This is a genomic window from Streptomyces sp. NPDC053755 (assembly GCF_040677675.1).
Lineage (GTDB): Bacteria > Actinomycetota > Actinomycetes > Streptomycetales > Streptomycetaceae > Streptomyces.
Genome location: NZ_JBFASK010000026.1, coordinates 71,107 through 91,348 on the forward strand (window position 1 = coordinate 71,107; position 20,242 = coordinate 91,348).

The 20,242-nt window shown below is 71.1% G+C and carries 18 protein-coding genes; 4 read left to right on the forward strand and 14 right to left on the reverse strand.

Annotated features, from left to right (window positions below; translation table 11 throughout):
• Positions 1–36 precede the first annotated feature (36 nt).
• Together AB0K65_RS23590 and AB0K65_RS23595 are read right to left on the reverse strand one after the other, a co-directional pair.
• Positions 37–1,848 (reverse strand): ABC transporter permease/substrate binding protein, encoded by a 1,812-nt coding sequence (locus AB0K65_RS23590; protein ID WP_365719594.1) that lies wholly within the window; start codon positions 1,846–1,848, stop codon positions 37–39.
• Complete coding sequence (locus AB0K65_RS23595; RefSeq protein WP_365719596.1) at positions 1,841–2,953, reverse strand: glycine betaine/L-proline ABC transporter ATP-binding protein; 1,113 nt, start codon at positions 2,951–2,953, stop codon at positions 1,841–1,843. Before AB0K65_RS23595 ends, AB0K65_RS23590 begins: the two co-directional genes overlap by 8 nt.
• 585 nt (positions 2,954–3,538) lie before the next feature.
• Between AB0K65_RS23595 and AB0K65_RS23600 the strand changes: the two genes are divergently transcribed.
• Positions 3,539–4,444, forward strand: a complete 906-nt coding sequence (locus AB0K65_RS23600; RefSeq protein ID WP_365719652.1) for a 5'-3' exonuclease — start codon at positions 3,539–3,541, stop codon at positions 4,442–4,444.
• An 85-nt stretch (positions 4,445–4,529) separates the two neighbouring features.
• The gene (locus AB0K65_RS23605) at positions 4,530–5,366 is read left to right on the forward strand and encodes a siderophore-interacting protein (protein ID WP_365719598.1); all 837 of its coding nucleotides are present in this window, start codon (positions 4,530–4,532) and stop codon (positions 5,364–5,366) included.
• A gap of 328 nt (positions 5,367–5,694) precedes the next feature.
• On the opposite strand, the gene AB0K65_RS23610 is transcribed toward AB0K65_RS23605, so the two are convergent.
• Entirely contained in the window at positions 5,695–6,333 is a 639-nt protein-coding gene (locus AB0K65_RS23610; protein ID WP_365719600.1) for a MerR family transcriptional regulator, read from the reverse strand.
• 178 nt (positions 6,334–6,511) lie between these two features.
• Here AB0K65_RS23610 and AB0K65_RS23615 point away from each other — a divergent pair, with 178 nt between their 5' ends.
• Together AB0K65_RS23615 and AB0K65_RS23620 are read left to right on the forward strand one after the other, a co-directional pair.
• Positions 6,512–7,420, forward strand: a complete 909-nt coding sequence (locus AB0K65_RS23615; protein ID WP_365719654.1) for a hypothetical protein — start codon at positions 6,512–6,514, stop codon at positions 7,418–7,420.
• Positions 7,421–7,469: 49 nt separating this feature from the next.
• Positions 7,470–8,408: an ADP-ribosylglycohydrolase family protein gene (locus AB0K65_RS23620; protein ID WP_365719602.1), complete on the forward strand. Its 939-nt coding sequence runs from the start codon at positions 7,470–7,472 to the stop codon at positions 8,406–8,408.
• Positions 8,409–8,460: 52 nt separating this feature from the next.
• Here the strand turns inward: AB0K65_RS23620 and AB0K65_RS23625 are convergent, their stop codons facing one another.
• The 11 genes from AB0K65_RS23625 to pafA form a co-directional block, all read right to left on the reverse strand.
• Positions 8,461–9,885, reverse strand: coding sequence for a cytochrome P450 (locus tag AB0K65_RS23625; RefSeq protein ID WP_365719604.1), 1,425 nt, complete (start codon positions 9,883–9,885; stop codon positions 8,461–8,463).
• 218 nt (positions 9,886–10,103) lie between these two features.
• Positions 10,104–12,935 carry a DEAD/DEAH box helicase gene (locus tag AB0K65_RS23630; protein WP_365719606.1) on the reverse strand — a complete coding sequence of 944 codons (2,832 nt, stop codon included), beginning with the start codon at positions 12,933–12,935 and terminating at the stop codon, positions 10,104–10,106.
• A gap of 195 nt (positions 12,936–13,130) precedes the next feature.
• Positions 13,131–14,033, reverse strand: a complete 903-nt coding sequence (gene tatC / locus AB0K65_RS23635) for a twin-arginine translocase subunit TatC (RefSeq protein ID WP_365719608.1) — start codon at positions 14,031–14,033, stop codon at positions 13,131–13,133.
• Positions 14,034–14,137: 104 nt separating this feature from the next.
• Positions 14,138–14,422 (reverse strand): Sec-independent protein translocase subunit TatA, encoded by a 285-nt coding sequence (gene tatA, locus AB0K65_RS23640; protein ID WP_365719610.1) that lies wholly within the window; start codon positions 14,420–14,422, stop codon positions 14,138–14,140.
• 184 nt (positions 14,423–14,606) lie between these two features.
• Positions 14,607–14,804 carry a hypothetical protein gene (locus AB0K65_RS23645; protein WP_365719612.1) on the reverse strand — a complete coding sequence of 66 codons (198 nt, stop codon included), beginning with the start codon at positions 14,802–14,804 and terminating at the stop codon, positions 14,607–14,609.
• A 91-nt stretch (positions 14,805–14,895) separates the two neighbouring features.
• A complete protein-coding gene (locus AB0K65_RS23650; RefSeq protein WP_365719614.1) occupies positions 14,896–15,159 on the reverse strand; it encodes a hypothetical protein in 264 nt (87 codons plus the stop codon).
• Positions 15,160–15,282: 123 nt separating this feature from the next.
• A complete protein-coding gene (locus tag AB0K65_RS23655) occupies positions 15,283–16,239 on the reverse strand; it encodes a WYL domain-containing protein (protein ID WP_365719616.1) in 957 nt (318 codons plus the stop codon).
• 16 nt (positions 16,240–16,255) lie between these two features.
• Positions 16,256–17,212 carry a WYL domain-containing protein gene (locus AB0K65_RS23660; protein ID WP_365719618.1) on the reverse strand — a complete coding sequence of 319 codons (957 nt, stop codon included), beginning with the start codon at positions 17,210–17,212 and terminating at the stop codon, positions 16,256–16,258.
• 152 nt (positions 17,213–17,364) lie between these two features.
• Positions 17,365–17,736, reverse strand: coding sequence for an FKBP-type peptidyl-prolyl cis-trans isomerase (locus tag AB0K65_RS23665; RefSeq protein ID WP_365719620.1), 372 nt, complete (start codon positions 17,734–17,736; stop codon positions 17,365–17,367).
• Positions 17,737–17,797: 61 nt separating this feature from the next.
• Positions 17,798–18,730, reverse strand: coding sequence for an FKBP-type peptidyl-prolyl cis-trans isomerase (locus AB0K65_RS23670; protein WP_365719622.1), 933 nt, complete (start codon positions 18,728–18,730; stop codon positions 17,798–17,800).
• 142 nt (positions 18,731–18,872) lie between these two features.
• Positions 18,873–20,234: a Pup--protein ligase gene (gene pafA, locus AB0K65_RS23675; RefSeq protein ID WP_365719624.1), complete on the reverse strand. Its 1,362-nt coding sequence runs from the start codon at positions 20,232–20,234 to the stop codon at positions 18,873–18,875.
• Positions 20,235–20,242: the final 8 nt, after the last annotated feature.

Genomic DNA, 20,242 nt, shown 5'->3' on the forward strand with positions numbered 1-20,242 from the left:
TTCGGACAGCAGTCGGACATCGTGCCCCGGTGACCCTTACTGCGGGGTCAGCTTCTCCGCGAGGCCGGGGTTCTTCTCCAGCCAGCCGCGGACGGCGTCCTGCTCCTTGCCCTTGCCGGTCTTCTGGATGACGGCTTCGAGATCCGTGAGCTGCTTCTCGGTCAGCCTGAAGTTCTTCAGCCAGGCCCCGACCTCGGGGTTGTCGGAGGCGAAGCCCTTGCGGGCGAGGGTGTGAACACCGTCACCCTTGCCCCAGCTGCCCTTGGGGTCCTTCAGCTTCTTGAGGTCGTAGGTCGAGTACGCCCAGTGCGGCGACCAGAGGGTGACGGCGACGGGCTCCTTCTTGTCGTACGCGCGCTTCAGCTCGGACAGCATGCCGGGGGTCGAGCCGTCGAGGACCTTGTACTCCCCCGCGAGGCCGTAGTCGTTCAGCACCTTGTCCTTGAGGATGCCCATCATTCCGGCGCTCGGCTCGATGCCCACGATCCGGCCCTTGAACTGCCCGGCCTTCCCCTTCAGGTCGTCGAGGGTGTTGACGTCCTTCATGTAGGACGGCACGGAGAGCTCCAGGGAGGTGGGTCCGTACCAGGAGCCGAGGTCCTCCAGCTTGTCGCGGTACTTCTCCCAGTACTGGGCGTGGGTGACGGGGAGCCAGGCGTCGGTCTGGAAGTCGATCTGACCGCTGGCCAGTCCGGTGTAGAGCGCGCCGGCCTCCAGCTGCTTGGTCTCGACCTCGAAGCCGCGCCGTTCGAGCAGTTCCTTCCAGAGGAAGGTGGAGGCGATGCCCTCGTCCCAGGGGATGTAGCCGAGGCTGATCTTCTCGCCCTGGCCGACGTTCTTGCCGCCGTCGGCGGTGGGGGCCGTCGAGCCGCCGGCGCCGAGGAATCCCATGCCGCCGGCGACGAGGGCGAGGACGACCACGCCGACGAGCGCGGTGACGGGCTGCGGGCGGTGGCTCCAGATCTTGGCCCCGGCCCGGGAGGCGACCGCGGCACGGGCCTTGGCCAGCGACCGGCGGCCGAGCGGCGAGACCTGACGGCCGAGCGCGCCGGTGATCCGGTCCAGGTACATGGCGAGGATGACGATGGAGATGCCCGCCTCGAAGCCGAGGCCGATGTCGACGTTGCCGATGGCGCGGTAGACGGCGCCGCCGAGTCCGCCGCCGCCGACCATGCCCGCGATGACGACCATCGACAGGCCCAGCATGATCACCTGGTTGACGCCGGCCATGATCGTGGGCAGGGCGAGCGGCAGCTGCACCCGCAGCAGGGTGGCGCGCGGGCTGGTGCCGAAGGCCTCGGCGGCCTCGACGAGTTCGCCGTCGACCTGGCGGATGCCGAGTTCGGTCATCCGTACGCCCGGCGGGAGGGCGAAGACGATGGTGGCGATGATGCCGGGGACCACGCCGACGCCGAAGAAGATGATGCCGGGGATGAGGTAGACCATCGCCGGCATGGTCTGCATGAAGTCCAGGACCGGGCGGAGCACGGCGCTGACGGTCGTGGAGCGGGCCGCCCAGATGCCGAGCGGGACGGCGATCACGAGGGTGACGAGGGTGGCGACGAGGACCAGGGAGAGGGTCGACATGGCGTCGTCCCACAGCTCGATGGAGTCCACGAGCGCGAAGCCGGCGAAGGCGAGCACACCGGCGGTGAGGCCGCGCAGCCACCAGGCGACGACGGCGAGGATGCCGGCGAAGAGCAGCGGTTCGGGCGCGGAGAGGACCGCGTCGATCCCGTCGTAAAGGCCGGTGACGGCGGTGCTGATGGCGTCGAAGAGCCAGGAGAGCTGGACCTGGAGCCAGTCGACGGCGCTGTCGACCCACTGGCCGAGGGGGAGCCTAGGCATGCGCGGGGACCTCCTCGGTGCCGGTTCCCGGGGCGTCGCAGGCGGTGGGGGGCCTCTGCTCGTCGCCGATGAAACCGATGAGACGGGACTGCGGTACGACGCCGAGGACGGTGCCGTCGGCGTCCTTGACCGCCACCGGGTGGGGGACGCGGGCACTGACGGCGCACAGGTCGGCGACGAGCGTGTCGGGGCCGACGGTCTCGCAGCCGCAGGCGTCGGCCGCGGCGCGGCCGGATCCGGAGACGCCCGTTCCCGCCGGGCCGGGCTCGGTCATCACGGCGGCGGCCGTGAGGACGCGGGAGCGGTCGACGTCCTGGATGAAGGAGGCGACGTAGTCGTTGGAGGGGCGGATCAGGATGTCCTCGGCGGTGCCGAGCTGGACGATCCGGCCGTCCCGCATCACCGCGATCCGGTCGCCGAGGCGCATGGCCTCGTTGAGGTCGTGGGTGATGAAGACGATGGTCTTCTTCAGCCGCTTCTGCAGTTCGAGGAGCTGGTCCTGCATGTCGCGGCGGATCAGCGGGTCGAGGGCGCTGAAGGACTCGTCCATGAGGAGCAGGTCGGCGTCGGTGGCGAGGGCGCGGGCGAGGCCGACGCGCTGCTGCATGCCGCCGGAGAGCTCGTCGGGCCAGGAGTCCTCCCAGCCGGCGAGCCCGCACAGCTCGAGCGCCTCGCCGGCGCGGGCCAGGCGCTCGGCGCGCGGGACGCCCTGCACCTCCAGGCCGTAGGCGGCGTTCTCCAGGACGCTGCGGTGCGGGAAGAGCGCGAAGTGCTGGAAGACCATGCTGATCTTGGTGGACCGCACGGCGCGCAGGTCGCGGGGGCTCAGCGCGGTGAGGTCCTTGCCGTCGAACAGGACGCGGCCGGCCGTGGGCTCCAGCAGGCCGTTGAGCATGCGCAGCAGGGTCGACTTGCCGGATCCGGACAGACCCATCACGACGAAGATCTGGCCCGGCTCGACGATGAAGGAAGCGTCGATCACGGCGGCCGTCGTGCCGTCCGCGCGCAGGTCGTCGCGGTCAGCGCCGTCGGCGAGCTTCCGGACGGATTCATCGGGTCGTCTGCCGAACACCTTGTACAGGTGATCGGCCTGGAGCCTGGACACATATACCTCACGTGTAGCAACGAAAACGGCCCTCCCCCCAGGACTCCGTCCCGGGGAACCGGAGCCCCCACCCCGCAGCCGGGCCGTGGAGCGGGGCGGTTTCGGCCCGCTTCTCCCTGCGCACGGGATTCGATCGTTGAATCCCGTACCGGGTCCGCTCCGGGCCCGCATCTGCCCGGGGGCCGGAGGGCCAAACGCGATGGTGACGGGGCTCACGGCACGCGGCCGGCGGTGAGGGTCGCGCAGGTCGGCGCCATGTGGGGGCGGCGGACCGCGTGAGGGCCATGGCGGCGTCGCGGCGCAGGGGTGCGGCGGCGCGGGGCGGTCGGTGGGGGCGGGGGGACTGGGCAGTCGGTGGGGGCGGGGGGACGGCCGGGTGGGGGAGAGCGATCGGTGGCGGCGGCGCGACGGCCGCGGCTGGGGCGAGGACTGGGCGGCGGGGTGATGTCGTGACGCCCGGGGCGAGGGACGTCGGCCGGGGCGGGGGCTCGGCCCCTTCGTGGGGGACGGCGTCACGACGAGGCACTCGCCAGGCGGGTCGATGTCGGTGGGGTGCGGCATGATCGGGGTGTGACGCCACGCCTGATGCTCCTGGACACCGCCTCCCTCTACTTCCGTGCCTACTTCGGCGTGCCGGACTCCGTCCGGGCCCCCGACGGCACCCCGGTCAACGCCGTGCGCGGACTGCTCGACTTCATCGGCCGCCTCGTCCAGGACCACCGTCCCGACGAACTCGTGGCCTGCTGGGACGCCGACTGGCGGCCGCAGTGGCGGGTGGACCTGATTCCCTCCTACAAGGCACACCGGGTGGCCGCGGAGACGGAGACGGGCCCGGACGAGGAGGAGATCCCCGACACGCTCTCGCCGCAGGTACCGGTGATCGAGGCGGTCCTCGACGCGCTGGGCATCGCCCGCGTCGGGTCGGCGGGTTACGAGGCGGACGACGTCATCGGCACGCTGGCCGGGCGGGCGAAGGGCCCGGTGGACATCGTGACCGGCGACCGCGACCTCTTCCAGCTCGTCGACGACGAGCGCGGGGTGCGGGTGCTGTACCCGCGCAAGGGCGTCGGGGACTGCGACCTGGTCGACGACGAGATGATCCGTACGAAGTACGGCGTGCGCCCCGGCCAGTACGCCGACTTCGCGGCACTGCGCGGAGACGCCAGCGACGGCCTGCCCGGCGTGAAGGGGATCGGCGAGAAGACGGCCGCGCAGCTGATCACGGAGTACGGCGATCTGGCGGGCGTGCGTGCGGCCGCCGTCGACCGCACGTCGAAGCTGACTCCGGCCAAGCGGCGGGGGATCGTGGAGGCGGCGGCCTATCTGGACGTGGCTCCGACGGTCGTCCGGGTCGCCGGCGACGTACCGCTGCCCGGCTTCGACCCGGCCCTGCCGAAGGCGCCTCGGGACCCGGCCGCCCTGGAGGCACTCGTGGCCCGATGGGGGCTGGGCGGCGCGGTGGGCCGACTGCTCACGGTGCTGGAGCGGTGACGGCGGATTCTGGGCGGAGTCCGCGAGGGGTGCTAGCTTAGGTGAACCTAAGTTCATCTCAGTTCACCGAAGCCAGGGAGACGTCGTGGCAGAGCAGCCGGCGCGCAAGGGACCGAAGGCCCACGAGGCACGGGTCGTGCGCACGGAGCGGATCACTCCGCACATGGTGCGGGTGGTGCTGGGCGGGGCGGGCCTCGACGCCTTCGAGATCGGCGAGCACACCGACCACTATGTGAAGCTGCTGTTCGCCCCCGAGGGCGTGAGCTATCCCGAGCCGTTCGACATGGACCGCGTCCGCGCCGAGTTCCCGCGCGAGCAGTGGCCCACCACCCGGACGTACACGGTGCGGAGTTGGGACCCGGCGCAGCGGGAGCTGACCGTCGACTTCGTGGTCCACGGGGACGAGGGACTGGCCGGACCCTGGGCCGCGCGGGCGCAGGCCGGGGAGGTCATGCGCTTCCTCGGGCCGGGCGGCGGGTACGCCCCGGACCTCGCCGCCGACTGGCACCTCCTCGTGGGTGACGAGAGCGCGCTGCCGGCGGTCGCCGTGGCGCTCGAGCGCCTGCCGGAGGGGGCGACGGTGCACGCGTTCCTCGAGGTCGCGGACGCGGCGGAGGAGCAGAAGTTCGCGACGGCGGCGGGCGTGGAGGTGACCTGGCTCCACCGCGGTGACCGGCCGACGGGCGAGGCCCTCCTGGACGCCGTGCGCGGCCTGGACTTCCCGGCCGGCGAGGTCCACGCCTTCGTCCACGGCGAGGCGGGCTTCGTGAAGGACCTCCGTCGCCATCTGCGTCTGGACCGTGGCGTCCCGCGCGAGCGGCTCTCGATCTCGGGCTACTGGCGCCTGGGCAAGACGGACGAGGCCTGGCGCGCGATCAAGCGCGACTGGAACGACCAGGTGGAGCGCGAACAGGAATCCTGACCGCCACACCCCCGCCCACGCCCGGCCCGCTCCCCCGCCGGCCGCCGCACCCGCCGGCACCGCTTCAGGCGCGCGGGCGCGACGGAGAACACCGGCCCCCGGGCGGGGGCCGCCCGGGGGCCTTGCCCCTCGCGGACGGGCCGCCACCGCGGAACGGCCACGCAGCGCGGACACCACCGAACAACGCGTACGCCCCCGGTGAGGAGAAGCGACGCCGGGGTCCCGGTGGCACTCATGACCGGGACGACAGGAGCAGCTGACGCCCCATGAGGGCGCGCCCTTCCGCGGCGCGGGAGCCGCTCCTCGCACCTCCGCTCGCCGCGCCCTCTTACACTCCTTCACCGAACGCGCGTCCCGACGCGTCCACATGGGCCATCCGCCGCAGCGCCGCGAACACCGCGTCCCCGAGCACGGTCCCCACCACCGCGGCCTCCACCAGCTCTTCCCGCGCCACACCGCCGCGCGTCACGTACCCCAGGTCCGCCCGGGCGACCTCTTCCGCCGCCTCGGCATAGGTGTCGAGCAGTTCGGCGAACGTCCCGTGGCCCACCTCGTCCAGCGCCGCGAGCGCCACCGCCAGCGCCTCGCCCGCCGGGCCGCCGCCCGCCTCCGCGCGCCAGCCCCGCCGCCCGACCAGCTCGGCCACCACCTGCCGTGCCTCGATGACGCCGGCACCCGGATCCTGGTCGTAGCGGGGCACCAGACGGTCCGCCGCCGCGCCCAGCACCTTGTGGACCGGCCGCTCCCGGTCGTCGATGGCCGTCATCACCTCGCGGATGGCCGCGACCGAGAGCCCTCCGACCTCCAGAAGCGCCCGGATCAGGCGGATCCGCGCTTCGTGGGACTCGTCGTACGACGCCTGGTTCGGGCTCGTCAACTGCCCTGCCGGCAGCAGCCCTTCGCGTACGTAGTACTTGATCGTCGGCACCGAGATTCCGGTCCTGCGACTCAACTCGCCGATCCGCACAGCGGGTTCACCTTTCCGATGTCACCACGGCCTTGCAGCCCACACCCCCATCATAGATAGTGGAACTATCAGATAGTGGGGAGTGCCACTATCTATTCTCTGACGGGGGTCAGCCATGTCCTTACCGATGCCACGCCTGCGCGACCTGCACCGCCCGCTCGTCTGGTTCTCCGCCTCCATGGTGGCGCTGGCGTTCGTCTCCGCCTTCGGTCTGCTCCTGGACGACCGCGTCCTCGTCGGAGCGCCCATCTGGTACAAGCCGTTCAAATTCGCGGTCTCCTTCATCGCCTACTGCGTGACCCTCGCCTGGATGCTCACCCTGCTCCCCCGCGCCCGCCGGGCCGGCTGGTGGGCGGGCACGGTCGTGGCAGTGGCGAGCGCCGTCGAGATGGCCCTCATCACCCTCCAGGTGGTCCGCGGAAGGCAGAGCCACTTCAACAACGAGACGGCCTTCGACGCCGCCGTCTTCCGGGCGATGGGCCTCACGGTCGTCGTCCTCTGGCTCGCCGCACTGGTGATCGCCGCCCTCCTCCTACGGGCCCGGATCCTCGACCGCGCGACCGCCTGGTCCGTGCGTCTCGGCTCGCTCCTCGCCCTCGCCGGCGCGGCCGTCGGCTTCCTGATGGTCCGCCCCACCCCTGATCAGCTCGCGGCCGGTGACGGCGCCGGAATCATCGGCGCCCACAGCGTCGGCGTCCCGGACGGCGGTCCGTCGATGGCGGTGACCGGCTGGTCGACGACCGGCGGTGATCTGCGCATCGCCCACTTCTTCGGCATGCACGCCCTCCAGGTCCTTCCCCTGTTCCTCCTCGCCCTCGTCGCGCTCGCCCCGCGCTTCGTCCGGCTCCGTGACGACCGGGTGCGACTCCGGCTGACGCTCGCGGCCTCGGGTTCCTACGCGGCGGTGTTCGCGCTCGTCACCTGGCAGGCCCTGAGCGGCCGCCCCCTGCTCACCACCGACGCCCCCACGCTCATCGCCGCGGCCGCGATCGCCCTTCTCTCGGCGGGCGCGACCGTCCTGGCCCTGCGCACTCCCTCCCGCCCCGTGTCGCCCCTCCCCGACCAGGAGTTCGCTGCCCGGGTATGAGGCCCCGGTTCCCGAGGACGTCCCCGAGACGGTCGCCTAGGCTGCCCCCATGCGCACCATCGACCGGGCCGTGGGGGCTGTCCTGGGCTCCGCCGTCGGGGACGGGCTGGGCGCTCCCTTCGAGTTCGGGCTGCCGGGTGTCTTCCGCGAGCGCTTCCCCGACGGAATCGGCACGATGTGCGGAGGCGGCGGCTGGGACCCGGGCGAGGCCACCGACGACACGCAGATGGCCGTCCTCGTCGGCGAGTCGCTCCTCGACCGGGGCGGCCTCGACCTTCCCGACGTGTTCGGCCGCTTCCGCAGATGGGCGGCGGCCGAACCCAAGGACATCGGGCTCCAGACCGAGGACGTCCTCACGAGCGGAGAGTCCTGGGACACGGCCGCCGCCCTCCACTTCCAGATCAACGGCCGCGCGGCGGGCAACGGATCCCTGATGCGGGCCTCGACCTCAGCGGTCTACTTCGCCGCAGCGGGACGCGCGGCCACGATGGCCGCGGCCCGGCGCCTCGCCGCCCTCACGCATGGCGACGGTGCCGCGTGGGAGGGCACGGCCGTGCTCCACGAACTCGTCCGCGTCGCCCTCCTCGGCGAGGACCCGCTCACCGCCCTGCCCGCCACCCTCGCTGCGGTCGCCCCCGCCCACCGGGAGCGCTGGTCACGCGTCCTCGCCCCCCACTGGCACCCGGACGACGCCACGGAGTTCAACGGCGCCGTCTGGCCCTGCCTCGCGTCGGCGGTCTGGGCTCTGCGCACGACCACGTCGTTCGAGGCGGCGCTCGCCCGCGCGATCGACCTCGGCGGGGACACCGACACGGTGGCGGCGGTCACCGGCCTCCTCGCCGGCGCGGTCCACGGCCCGACCGCGATCCCGACCCGCTGGACCGCCCCGCTCCACGTACCGCTGCCCGGCTTCGGCGCCCGCGTGCTGACCACCGACGACCTGTGCGAGCTGGCCGAGTCCCTCACCCGCGCGGGATCGGCGCGCTGACGCTCCCCCACCCCCGCGATCCCGTCACAGGAGGTGCGACCCGGCCCTCGCCCTAGCCCTGGGGTGCCGCCTCGCCCTCCTGGCCGTCGGCCCTCACAGGACGTGCGTGGACCGTGGCGAGGACCTCGCGGTCCGGCTGGAGGGTAAGGCTGGGGACGGGCAGCACCTGAGCCGGGTCGACGGCGAGGGAGAACCTGCGGGCCAGTACGGCGAGGACGAGGACGGCCTCGACCATCGCGAACCGGGTACCGAGGCAGACGCGCGGTCCGCCGCCGAAGGGGAACCAGGCGTACTCCGGTATCTCCTCGGCGGGTTCGCCCCCGGTCGCCCCCCAGCGCTCGGGACGGAACTCCTCCGGGTCGGTGAACCAGCGGCCGTCGCGGTGGGTGGCCCACTGGCTGCTCCACACCCGCGTGCCGACGGGTATCGGCATGCCTCCGAGGGTCGCTCCCTCCTTGGCGATGCCGGTGAGGAGCCAGATGGTCGGGTAGAGCCGCAGGGTCTCCTTGACGACGGCCTGGGTGTAGGTCAGCCGGGCGTAGTCGTCGAAGCCGGGCTCCCGGTCCCCGAGGACCCGGTCCAGTTCCTCGGCGAGGGCGCGGCGGACGCGGGGGTTCTGGGAGAGGAGCTGCCAGGCCCAGACGAGGGTGGAACTGGTCGTCTCGTGTCCGCCGATGTAGAGGGTGACGGTCTCGTCGCGGATCTCCCGGTCGGACAGGTGGGCCCCGGTCTCGTCCTGGGCGGTGAGGAGCCGGCTGAGGAGGTCGGGACGCTCGTGGTCGCCCTCGCGGTGGCGGGCGACGACCCGGCCGACTTCGGCGTCGATGACGGCGGTGGCGCGTTTGATGCGGGCACGCCCCGGAGTGGGCACCCAGTCGGGGAGCAGGGCTCCCAGGCCGCTGAACTCGGCTCCGATCTCCTTCTGGGCGATGTCCATGGCCTTGCCGATCGCCTCGGCGTCGGCCGCGGTGTCGACGCCGAAGATGGTGCGGACCGCGATGAGCTGGGTGAGGGCCGCCATCTCCTTCTTGATGTCGACCCGCTGACCGTCGGTCCACCGGTCGGCGAGGTCGATCGCGCATCCGGCCATCGTGTCGGCGTAGGACCGCACCTGCCTGGGCCGCACGGAGGGCTGGACGAGGGAGCGCTTGCGTCGCCAGTCCGCGCCCTTGGCGACCACGACGCCGTTACCGAGGAGGGTACGGAAGGCGATGCCGAGGTCGGGCTGGTCGAAGGTCCGCTCGACCTCGGTGAGGAGCTCGCCGATCGTGTCGGGATGGGCGATGAAGAGGGCACGCCCCCGGCCGAACCGCCAGCTGACGAAGTCCCCGCGCTCCCGCAGCCGCTCGAAGAAGGCGAGAGGATCCCCGCCGAACTCCGGCAGGTTTCCCAGCAGCGGAACGCCCCGCGGCCCCGGCACGATCTTCTGTCCGCCGGTCGCCTTCTCGGCGGCGGCCGGACCGGCTTGCGTGGTCACGAGCGTTCCCTCCCCCTGGTGTTGCCCGGTGTGTGAGTCCATGGAATCGGAGAGCACCGACACTCCGCCACCCCTGTGGACAACTGCCTGTGGACAAAGGCGTGCACGGAAAGCGGAAGAAGGCCCGTGGTGTCGACCACGGGCCTTCTCAGGCGACTTCACGCATCCCCCCGACCGTCGGACTCGTCACCTCACGAGCCCGACGGCAGGAAACCTCGTCAGGTCACGGAGCTGTAGGCGACGACGCCCCTCAGAAGCGCGTCGACGGCCTTGCGCGCGTTCTTGGCGACGGTGCTGTCACCGTCCCTCGGCGCCGCGGCGGCGATCTGCCCGAGGACGTCGATCACCTGCTTGCACCAGCGGACGAAGTCGCCGGCGGGCATCTCCGCCTCGCGCAGCACCTCGTCGAGTCCCCGGTCCGAGGCCCACTGGTGAGCGGCCCAGGCGAAGCCGAGATCGGGTTCACGCTGTCCGACCCCCTCCGCCTGGTTGATCTTGAACTCCTCTTCGAGAGCGTCCAGTCGCCCCCAGATCCGCACCATCTCGCCGAGTGCGGCCTTGGCGTTGCCCGTGGGCAGCTTCGGCGGGACGGCGTCGTCGGCCTGCCGTGCCTCGTAGACCAAGGCGGAGACGCAGGCGGCGAGTTCGGCCGGATTGAGTCCTTCCCAGACGCCTTCGCGCAGGCACTCGCTGGCGAGCAGGTCCAGCTCGCCGTAGAGCCGGGCGAGCCGCTTGCCGTTGTCGGTGACCTCGCTGCCGCGGAGATAGTCCAGCTCCGTGAGGAGGGCGACGATCCGGTCGAAGGTGCGGGCGATGGTGTTGGTACGGCCTTCGATGCGCCGTTCCAGCTGGCGGGTGTCGCGCTGGAGACGGTGGTAGCGCTCGGCCCAGCGGGCGTGGTCCTCGCGCTCGTCGCAGCCGTGGCAGGGGTGGGCGCGCAGCTCGGTACGCAGCCGGGCGATCTCGCGGTCGTCGGCGGCGGGCGAGCGGTCCCTGCGGTGCCGCTCCGGGTTGATGTGCCCCGCCTTGGTCCGCAGGGCGGAGGCGAGGTCGCGGCGGGACTGCGGGGAGCGCGGGTTGAAGGACTTGGGGATCCTCATCCGCTCCATGGCCTCGACCGGGATCGGGAAGTCGATCGAGGCGAGCCGCTTGACCTGGCGCTCGGCGGTGAGCACGAGCGGGCGGGGCCCGTCGTGGTGCTCGAAGCCGCGGTGGCCGTTGGTGCGTCCGGCGGGGATGCCCGGGTCGAGGACGAGGGCGAGCCCGGCGAACTTGCCGGTGGGGACGTGGATGACGTCGCCCGGCTTGAGTCGCTCCAGCGAGGCGGCGGCCTGGGCCCGACGCTGCGCGGCGCCCTGCTTGGCCAGTTCGGTCTCGCGGTCCTTGAGGTCACGGCGCAGCCGTGCGTACTCCTCGAAGTCCCCGAGGTGGCAGGTCATGCCCTCCCGGTAGCCTTCGAGCCCCTCTTCGTTCTTCTGCACCTGGCGGGAGATGCCGACGACGGACCGGTCGGCCTGGAACTGCGCGAACGACGTCTCCAGCAGCTCGCGGGAGCGGTGCCGGCCGAACTGGTCCACGAGGTTGACGGCCATGTTGTACGACGGCTTGAAACTGGAGCGCAGCGGGTACGTACGGGTGCCGGCGAGGCCGGCGAGGTGGCCGGGGTCGAGCCCGCGCTGCCAGAGCACGACGGCGTGGCCCTCGATGTCGATGCCCCGGCGGCCCGCGCGGCCGGTGAGCTGGGTGTACTCACCGGGGGTGATGTCGGCGTGCTGTTCGCCGTTCCACTTGACCAGCTTCTCCAGGACCACGGAGCGGGCGGGCATGTTGATGCCGAGGGCGAGGGTCTCGGTGGCGAAGACGGCCTTGACCAGGCCGCGGACGAAGAGCTCCTCGACGACCTCCTTGAACGTGGGCAGCATGCCGGCGTGGTGGGCGGCGATGCCCCGCTCCAGGGCCTCCAGCCATTCGTAGTACCCGAGGACGTGCAGGTCCTCGGAGGGAATGGAGCTGGTGCGCTCCTCGACGATCTCGCGGACGCGTCGGCGGGCGTCGTCGTCGTTGAGCCGCAGGCCGGCGTAGAGGCACTGCTGGACGGCGGCTTCGCAGCCGGCGCGGCTGAAGATGAAGGTGATGGCGGGCAGGAGCCCCTCGGCGTCGAGCCGTTCGATGACCTCGGGCCGTCCCGGCGTCCAGATGCGGGAGCGCTGACGGCGCTCGCGTTCGCGGTCGGCTTCGCGGATCATCTTGCCGCGGCGCCGGTCTCGCGGGTTGTACGTGCGGGAGTTCTCGGTGTGGGCGAGGCGCAGCAGGTCGGGATTGACCTCGCGGCGGGACGCGCCGCGGCCGCCGTGGTCGGTCTCCTCCTCGAAGAGGTCGTACATCCGGCGGCCGGCCAGCACGTGCTGCCACAGCGGCACGGGGCGGCTCTCGGAGACGATGACCTCGGTGTCGCCGCGCACGGTGTCGAGCCAGTCGCCGAACTCCTCGGCGTTGGAGACGGTCGCGGAGAGTGAGACGAGCGTCACGGACTCGGGGAGGTGGATGATCACTTCCTCCCAGACGGCGCCGCGGAAGCGGTCCGAGAGGTAGTGGACCTCGTCCATGACGACGTAACCGAGCCCGGACAGCGCCTGGGACCCCGCGTAGAGCATGTTGCGGAGGACCTCGGTGGTCATCACGATGATCGGCGCATCGCCGTTGACGCTGTTGTCGCCGGTCAGCAGGCCGACCTTGGCGTTGCCGTACCGCTTGACGAGGTCGGCGTACTTCTGGTTCGACAGCGCCTTGATGGGCGTCGTGTAGAAGCACTTGCGCCCTTGCAGCAGGGCGAGGTGGACGGCGAACTCGCCGACGATGGTCTTGCCCGAGCCCGTGGGTGCCGCGACGAGCACGCCTTTGCCCGCTTCGAGAGCCTGGCATGCCTCGATCTGGAAGGGATCCAGGCCGAACTCGTACATCTCGCGGAAGGGGGCCAGCGCGGTGGCCTGCTCGGCGTTGCGGGCCCGGGCAGCTGCGTACGCTTCGGCTGGTGTGAGGTCCTCTGTCATCTTGTTGTCGAGCCTACCCGCCACCTCTGACAGTGACGCGATCTTTAACGACCTGTGCCAGGAAGGGCGGGAGCGGGGGCTCGCGGACACGGAGCGCCGCCGATGCGCGACGCGCGGTGAGGGCCGCCGCTCCCGCCCTCACTCCGGGCACGGGCGCCCCCCGGGGGGACGAGGTCCGGGGGGGTGCGTCCGCGATCAGGTGATGTCGTCGTAACCGATCTGCCGGTGCGCTCGGGCACCGTCCGGCTCGCCGGTGGCCTGCTCGGGCAGGGCGCGCGAGGCGCCGACCGGCTCGACCGCTCCGACGGCCTCAGGGGTGAGGTCGAGGCTCGACGCCTCGTCGTCGGCGAGTTCGGCGTCGGGGTTGTTCCGCTTGCGGCGCCGGTCGTTGAGGAGCGAGAAGCCGACGGCGGCGAAGTACAGGACGGTGATGGGACCCGCGAGGGCCAGCATGCCGATCGGGTCCGTGGTGGGGGTGATGATGGCGCCGAAGACGAAGACGCCCATGATCACGCCGCGCCACCAGCCGGCCATCCGCCGACCCGTGAGGACACCGGTGATGTTGAGCATCACCAGGACGAGCGGCAGCTCGAAGGCGAGGCCGAACACGAGCACCATGCGCAGGGTGAAGTCGAGGACGTCACCGAGCGAGAGGATGTTCGCGGAACCTCCGGGCGTGAGGCTGATGAGCACCTTCACGCTGATGGGGAGGATGAGGTACGCGAGGTAGGCGCCTGCGGCGAACAGCGGGACCGCCGCTCCGACGAAGGCGTACGTGTACTTCTTCTCGCTCTTGTGCAGGCCGGGCGCGATGAAGGCCCACAGCTGGTACAGCCAGACCGGGCTCGCGACGACGAGACCCGTGACGAGGCTGACCTGGATCGTCGTGCTGAACGGGGCGATCAGCGTGTTGAAGGAGACGACCGCGCAGTTTCCGCCGTCGCCCATCGTGCCCTGCGCACACTTGGGCACGGACTTCGTCAGGAACTGCATCAGGTCCTCGCTGTACACGAGGGCCACGACGGTGACCGCGGCGACGGCCAGCAGGCCTTTCGCCATACGGTTGCGAAGTTCACGCAGGTGTTCCACGAGGGGCATGCGACCCTCGGGATCCTTCTCCTGCTTGCGGGCAGACTTGGGCAACCCACGTCCTCATCTCGTGCGGCAGCCGCCGCTCGGTGCGGCGGCCGCGGCGGACCGGGTCAGCGCTTGGTGGTGTCCGTGGGCTCGGTCACCGGTCGTGCGCTGGTCACGTCGCCGGGCGCGGCCTGGATGGTCCTCGGGGCGGTCTGCTCCGGGGTGCCGGGGTGAGGCGGGTCCGCGGGGGCGCTCTGCTGGTCGTCGGACTTCATCGCCTTGGCCTCGCTCTTGAGGATGCGAGCCGACTTGCCCAGCGAACGGGCCATGTCGGGAAGCTTCTTGGCGCCGAAGAGCAGGATGATGACGACGAGAATGAGGATGATCTCGGTGGGGCCGAGCCTACCCATAGCTGTTTACCTTCTTCACCGAGGCGACATGGAGTGCGTGTCCGGCGAGTCGGACATGCGTCCGGCCACCGCGCTGTCAGCGATCGTAACCCGCGGGAGTAAACGAGGGGCAATGCCTGTGCATACTCGCGATTGCGGCCCGCGCCCCCTCACGAGGGCGCTTTGTGCAGCGTACGGCACGCCCTCAGCGCAGCGCCTCGCCGGTGCGGGCCAGGTCCGAGGCCGCCTTTTCGAGGTCTTCCGCCGCGCGGTTGATGCGCTCGGCGGTACCGGCGACCTGGCGGCCGAGCCGCTGGACCTCCAGGAAGACCTTGATGCCGAGGACGCCGAGGACGGCGATCCCGAGGAATCCGAGTGCGATGGCGAGCATGGGCCAGAACATGTGCCGAGCCTAGAGGTAGGAGGGGTGCCGGTGCGCCGGCCGGGACCGGCGCCGGGGCGCGCCGGGTCCGTGGGCGGAGCGAGCGGGGGCGTCAGACGGTGGAGTGCAGGCGCAGGGTCCGTACGCCGCCCCCGGTGAGGAGTTCGATGATCCTTTCCCCCGCGGGCTTGCGCACCGCGCTGCCGCACTCGGGGCAGGTGAAGGAGTAGAAGGTGGTGCGGCGGCTGCCGCCGATCGCGAGCCGCAGCGCGCTCGCGGAGAGTTCGCAGCGGGAGCGGCAGTCGGGGCAGGCGGCCTTGAAGAGGACCGGTGCGATCGACGCCGTCATTCCGTGCATCACGGACATTTCCCTCATCCCTCTCGACTCCCGCGCTCTCGTGCCTCCGTCGGCTCCGCAAGGAACAGCGCCGACTTCGCGGGGAATGTCACATCCCCCTCACTTCCCGGCCCCCGCCCACCGCCCCGGGAGGGGGGCGGCTCACTCCACGCCGTCGTAGGCGGCCAGGGCGGCCGCCGCGGCCGACCGCGCGCTGTCGGCCAGCTCGGGCGGGGAGACGATCCGTCCGTCGCTCCCCAGCCGCAGCGCGAGGCGCCGCAGCGAGGCGGGGGCGGGGGTGCGGAGCGTGATCCGCAGCCCCCCGTCGGCCAGCTCCTCGGCCCGGTCGTGCGGGTAGTACTCCGCCACCCAGCGGCCGCCGGGCCCGACCTCGACCACGACCTCCGGGTCGTCGGCGGAGGGCTGGACCAGCCCTTCGGAGAGATCGCGCAGCTCCAGCTCAGGCGGCGCCGCGTGCTCGTCCAGGATCCGGATCTCGGCGACCCGGTCGAGCCGGAAGGTGCGGCGCGCCTCGGAGAGCCGGCACCACGCCTCCATGTACGTGTGCCCCACGGCGAACAGCCGGATCGGGTCGACCTCCCGCTCGGTCAGCTCGTCGCGCGCGGGCGAGTAGTAGCGCACCCACAGCCGCCGCCGCTCCGAGATGGCCCGGTCGACCTCCGCGAAGACACCGCCTTCGGATTCGAACGTCACCGAGAGGCGCGCGCTCGCGCCCGCTGCCTCGCCGGCCGCCGCCTCCAGCTTCGCGGTGGCTCGCAGCAGCGCCTCACGGTCGCTCTCGCGCAGGCCGGGCAGGGTGGACACGGCCCGCGCGGCGACAAGGAGCGCGGTGGCCTCGTCGGCCGCCAGACGCAGCGGCGCCGCCACGTCGTCCGGGTTGTGCCACCAGATCCGGTCGCCGTCGGTGTCGATGTCCAGCAGGTCGCCGCCCCGGAAGCTGGTCCCGCACATGGGCAGCACGTCGAGGTCGGAGATCAGCTCGTCCTCGGTGATACCGAAGGCACGGGCGACGTCGGCGACGTGCGCACCGGGGCGTTCCCGCAGGTAGGTGACGAGGGAGAGCATCCGCCTCGTCTGGTCGATCGCGTTCGCGGCCATGCCGTACGTCTCCCCTTCAGCCCTTGGCCACGGCGCGCAGCCGGTCCACCACATCGGCCCGCAGGTCCGCGGGTTCCAGTACGACGACATCGGGGCCGAACTCGACGAGCCAGGCGTCGAGGCCGTGCCCGTACGGGATCTCCAGCTCGTCCCAGCCGTCCGCGCCTTCCCGTACGGACTGGGCCCTGGCCCGCAGGGGATAGCCGCAGCCGGTGCGCAGCCGGATCCGGGCGGAGCGGGTGGCGGTCTCGCCCGCCCAGCTCTCGACCGTCTCGCGGACGGTGACGACGTCGGGCACGGGCGCGGTGAAGGCGCCGGCCCGGGAGCGGACCTTGCCGGTGATCCGGGAGAGGCGGAAGACCCGCTCGGCGCCCCGGTCGCGGTCCCATCCGGCCAGGTACCAGTGGCCCCGCCAGCACTCCAGTGTCCAGGGTTCGACCTGGCGCGTCTCGGGGCGGGCCGCCGTGGCCTTGCGGTAGTCGAAGACCACGGGCCGCCGGTCACGGCAGGCCAGCATCAAGGGCTCGAAGGCGGTCTCGTGGACGGGGATGCGGGGTTCCAGGGCGCTGTGCTGGATGTCGTACGAGTCCTCCGCCTCGGGCATCCCGGCGGCGCGGAGCTTCTGCAGGGCTCCGCTGGCGGCGCCGGCGAGACGGGCCTGCTGCCAGACCTTGGCGGCGAGGCCGAGCGCGGCGGCCTCCTCGGCGTCGAGGGTGATGGGCGGGAGCCGGTTGGAGTCTCGGCGGGCGAGATAGCCGGTCTCGCCCTCCAGGTTCTCGACGGTCTCGATGACCAGGCCGAGCTCGCGCAGATCGTCCTTGTCGCGCTCGAACATTCGGTTGAAGGCGTCGTCTCCGCCCGCTTCGAGATAGGCCTCGATGGAGCCGCGCAGCTCACGCTTGCTCAGTGGGCGGCGGGTTCCGAGCAGGCACAGGGCCAGATTCATCAGCCGCTCGGCCTTGGCAATCGCCATCGACGCCCCGCACCTCTTCTGCCGGATTGACTTCTCAGACGTCCGACCGTACCGCCCCGGGGTGTCGCGGCAAAAGCCGAGGGCCCATGCCGGACGGCATGGGCCCTCGGGGTGATCGGTTCCGGGTCGGGATCCGGTCACACGGGGTCCGATCAGACCGCGACCAGGTCGCAGACGAAGATCAGGGTCTCGCCCGGGGCGATCTTGCCGCCGGCGCCGCGGTCGCCGTAGGCGAGGTGGGCGGGAATGATCAGCTGGCGGCGGCCGCCGACCTTCATGCCCTGCACGCCCTGGTCCCAGCCGGAGATGACCTGGCCGACACCGAGCTGGAACTGCAGCGGGGTGCCGCGGTTCCAGGAGGAGTCGAACTCCTCGCCGGTGGAGAAGGAGACGCCGACGTAGTGGACGGAGACGGTGGCTCCGGCCTTCGCCTCAGGGCCGTCGCCCTCCCAGATGTCCTTGATCTCAAGTTCCTTCGGCGGCTCGCCACCCGGGAAGTCGACCTCGGGCTTCTCGATGCTCACTGAACTGCTCCTCATACTGATGAACTGCGCGAACGGGACAGTCTTACATCCCCGGGCGACTTCACTTGGCCAGGATGTCCACGGTGAAGACGAGAGTCGACTTGGCGGGGATGCCCTGGTTGGCCTTGTCCCCGTACGCCATGTCCGGCGGCACGACGAGCAGCACGCGGCTGCCGACCTTCTTGCCCTCCAGGCCCTTCTGCCAGCCGGGGATGACCTGCGCGAGCGGGAAGCTCACCGGCGCGCCCCGGCCGTAGCTGCTGTCGAACTCCTTGCCGTCCTTCCAGAGCACGCCCTGGTACTGCACGGTCAGGGTGTCCGCGGCGGTGACGGCCGGTCCGGTGCCCTCGATGATGTAGTTCGACACCAGCTTGGTGGGGGCCGGCTTCTTCGGGACGGTCAGCGAGGGAGCCTTGCCGTCGGTGTTGGTCCCCACCTTCGGCAGGTCGGCGTTGTCCTGTGCGACTTCGGTGCCCTTGGCGGAGACGGGCACGCTCTCGCTCTTCACGATGTCCATCACGAAGACCAGGGTGGCGTTGGGCGGGATCTGCCCCTGGCCCTGCGCGCCGTAGCCGAGGGCCGGCGGGATCGACACCTCCAGGCGGCTGCCGACCTTCTGTCCGTCGAGGGCCTTCTGCCAGCCCTCGATGACACCGCCACCCCCGATGTTCACGGCGAAGGGCTGCCCACGGTCGAAGCTGTTGTCGAACGGCTTGTCGCCGTCCCACAGTTGTCCGAGGTAGTTGACGTCGGCCTGGTCGCCCTTCTTCAGGACCGCACCCTTGCCCTCGCTGATGACGTTGACCTTGAGGTCCTTGGGCGGTTCGCCCTCCCCCTTGGCGAGGGTCGGCTTCTCTCCGAACTTCTCGCCCGCGGTGATGGCGGGCAGTCCGTTCGTCATCGAGGCGGAATCGGAGCCCTTGTCGTCGCTGCCGCAGGCCGCTGTCGAGAGCAGCAGCAGCGGTACGACCAGTAGGCCGGCAAGTCGGCGCACGTGTTCCTCAGATCTCAGACGGCACATTAGTTGCCCGACACTCTAGGGGGTGCCCGCCGGATCCCGCCTGGCTCACGGTCCAGGCGTGCCGGGGCCCCGCACGCTCCTCGTGCGGGGCCCTGACGCCGTGTGCGCCGCCGGGTCACATGCCGGCGATCAGCTTCTCCACCCGGTCGTCGACCGACCGGAAGGGGTCCTTGCACAACACCGTGCGCTGCGCCTGGTCGTTCAGCTTGAGGTGGACCCAGTCGACGGTGAAGTCCCGTCGCTGCTCCTGGGCGCGGCGGATGAAGTCGCCGCGCAACCGCGCCCTGGTGGTCTGCGGGGGCACGGACTTGCCCTCGAAGATCTTCAGGTCGTTGCAGATCCTCGCCGCCTGGCCCTTCTTCTCCAGAAGGTAGTAGAGCCCGCGGCGGCGGTGGATGTCGTGGTACGCGAGGTCTATCTGCGCGACCCGGGGGTTCGACATGGTCATGTTGTTCTTGGCGCGGTACCGCTCGATGAGCTTGTACTTCATGACCCAGTCGATCTCGGTGCCGATGCGGTCGAGGTCCTCGGCCTCGATCGCGTCGAGCGTGCGGCCCCACAGCTCCAGGACCTGCGCGACCGTGCCCGTCCGGATGCCCCGGCGGTCGACGAAGTCCGCCGCCTTCTCGTAGTACTCCCGCTGGACCTCCAGGGCGGAGGCCTCGCGGCCGCTGGCGAGGCGGACCTTGCGCTGGCCGGTGATGTCGTGGCTGACCTCGCGGATGGCCCGGATGGGGTTCTCCAGCGTCAGGTCGCGCATGACCGTGCCGGCCTCGATCATGCGCAGCACGAGGTCGGTGGCGCCCACCTTGAGGAGCATGGTCGTCTCGGACATGTTCGAGTCGCCGACGATGACGTGGAGCCGGCGGTAGCGCTCGGCGTCCGCGTGCGGCTCGTCGCGGGTGTTGATGATCGGCCGGGAGCGGGTGGTGGCCGAGCTGACGCCCTCCCAGATGTGCTCGGCCCGCTGCGAGACGCAGTAGACCGCGCCCCGCGGGGTCTGCAGCACCTTTCCGGCGCCGCAGATGAGCTGTCGGGTGACCAGGAACGGAATGAGGATGTCCGCGAGCCGGGAGAACTCTCCGTGGCGGGCGACGAGATAGTTCTCGTGGCAGCCGTAGGAGTTTCCCGCCGAGTCGGTGTTGTTCTTGAAGAGATAGACGTCGCCGGCGATTCCCTCCTCGTGCAGGCGGCGTTCGGCGTCGACGAGAAGGCCTTCGAGAATGCGCTCGCCGGCCTTGTCGTGGGTGACCAGTTCGGTCACGTTGTCGCATTCTGGTGTTGCGTATTCCGGATGCGAACCCACGTCGAGGTAGAGGCGGGCGCCGTTCCGCAGGAAGACATTGCTGCTGCGGCCCCATGACACGACACGGCGGAAGAGGTAGCGCGCCACTTCGTCAGGTGACAGTCGGCGCTGTCCCCTGAACGTGCACGTGACGCCGTACTCGTTCTCCAGCCCGAAAATGCGGCGGTCCATGTCTGAAC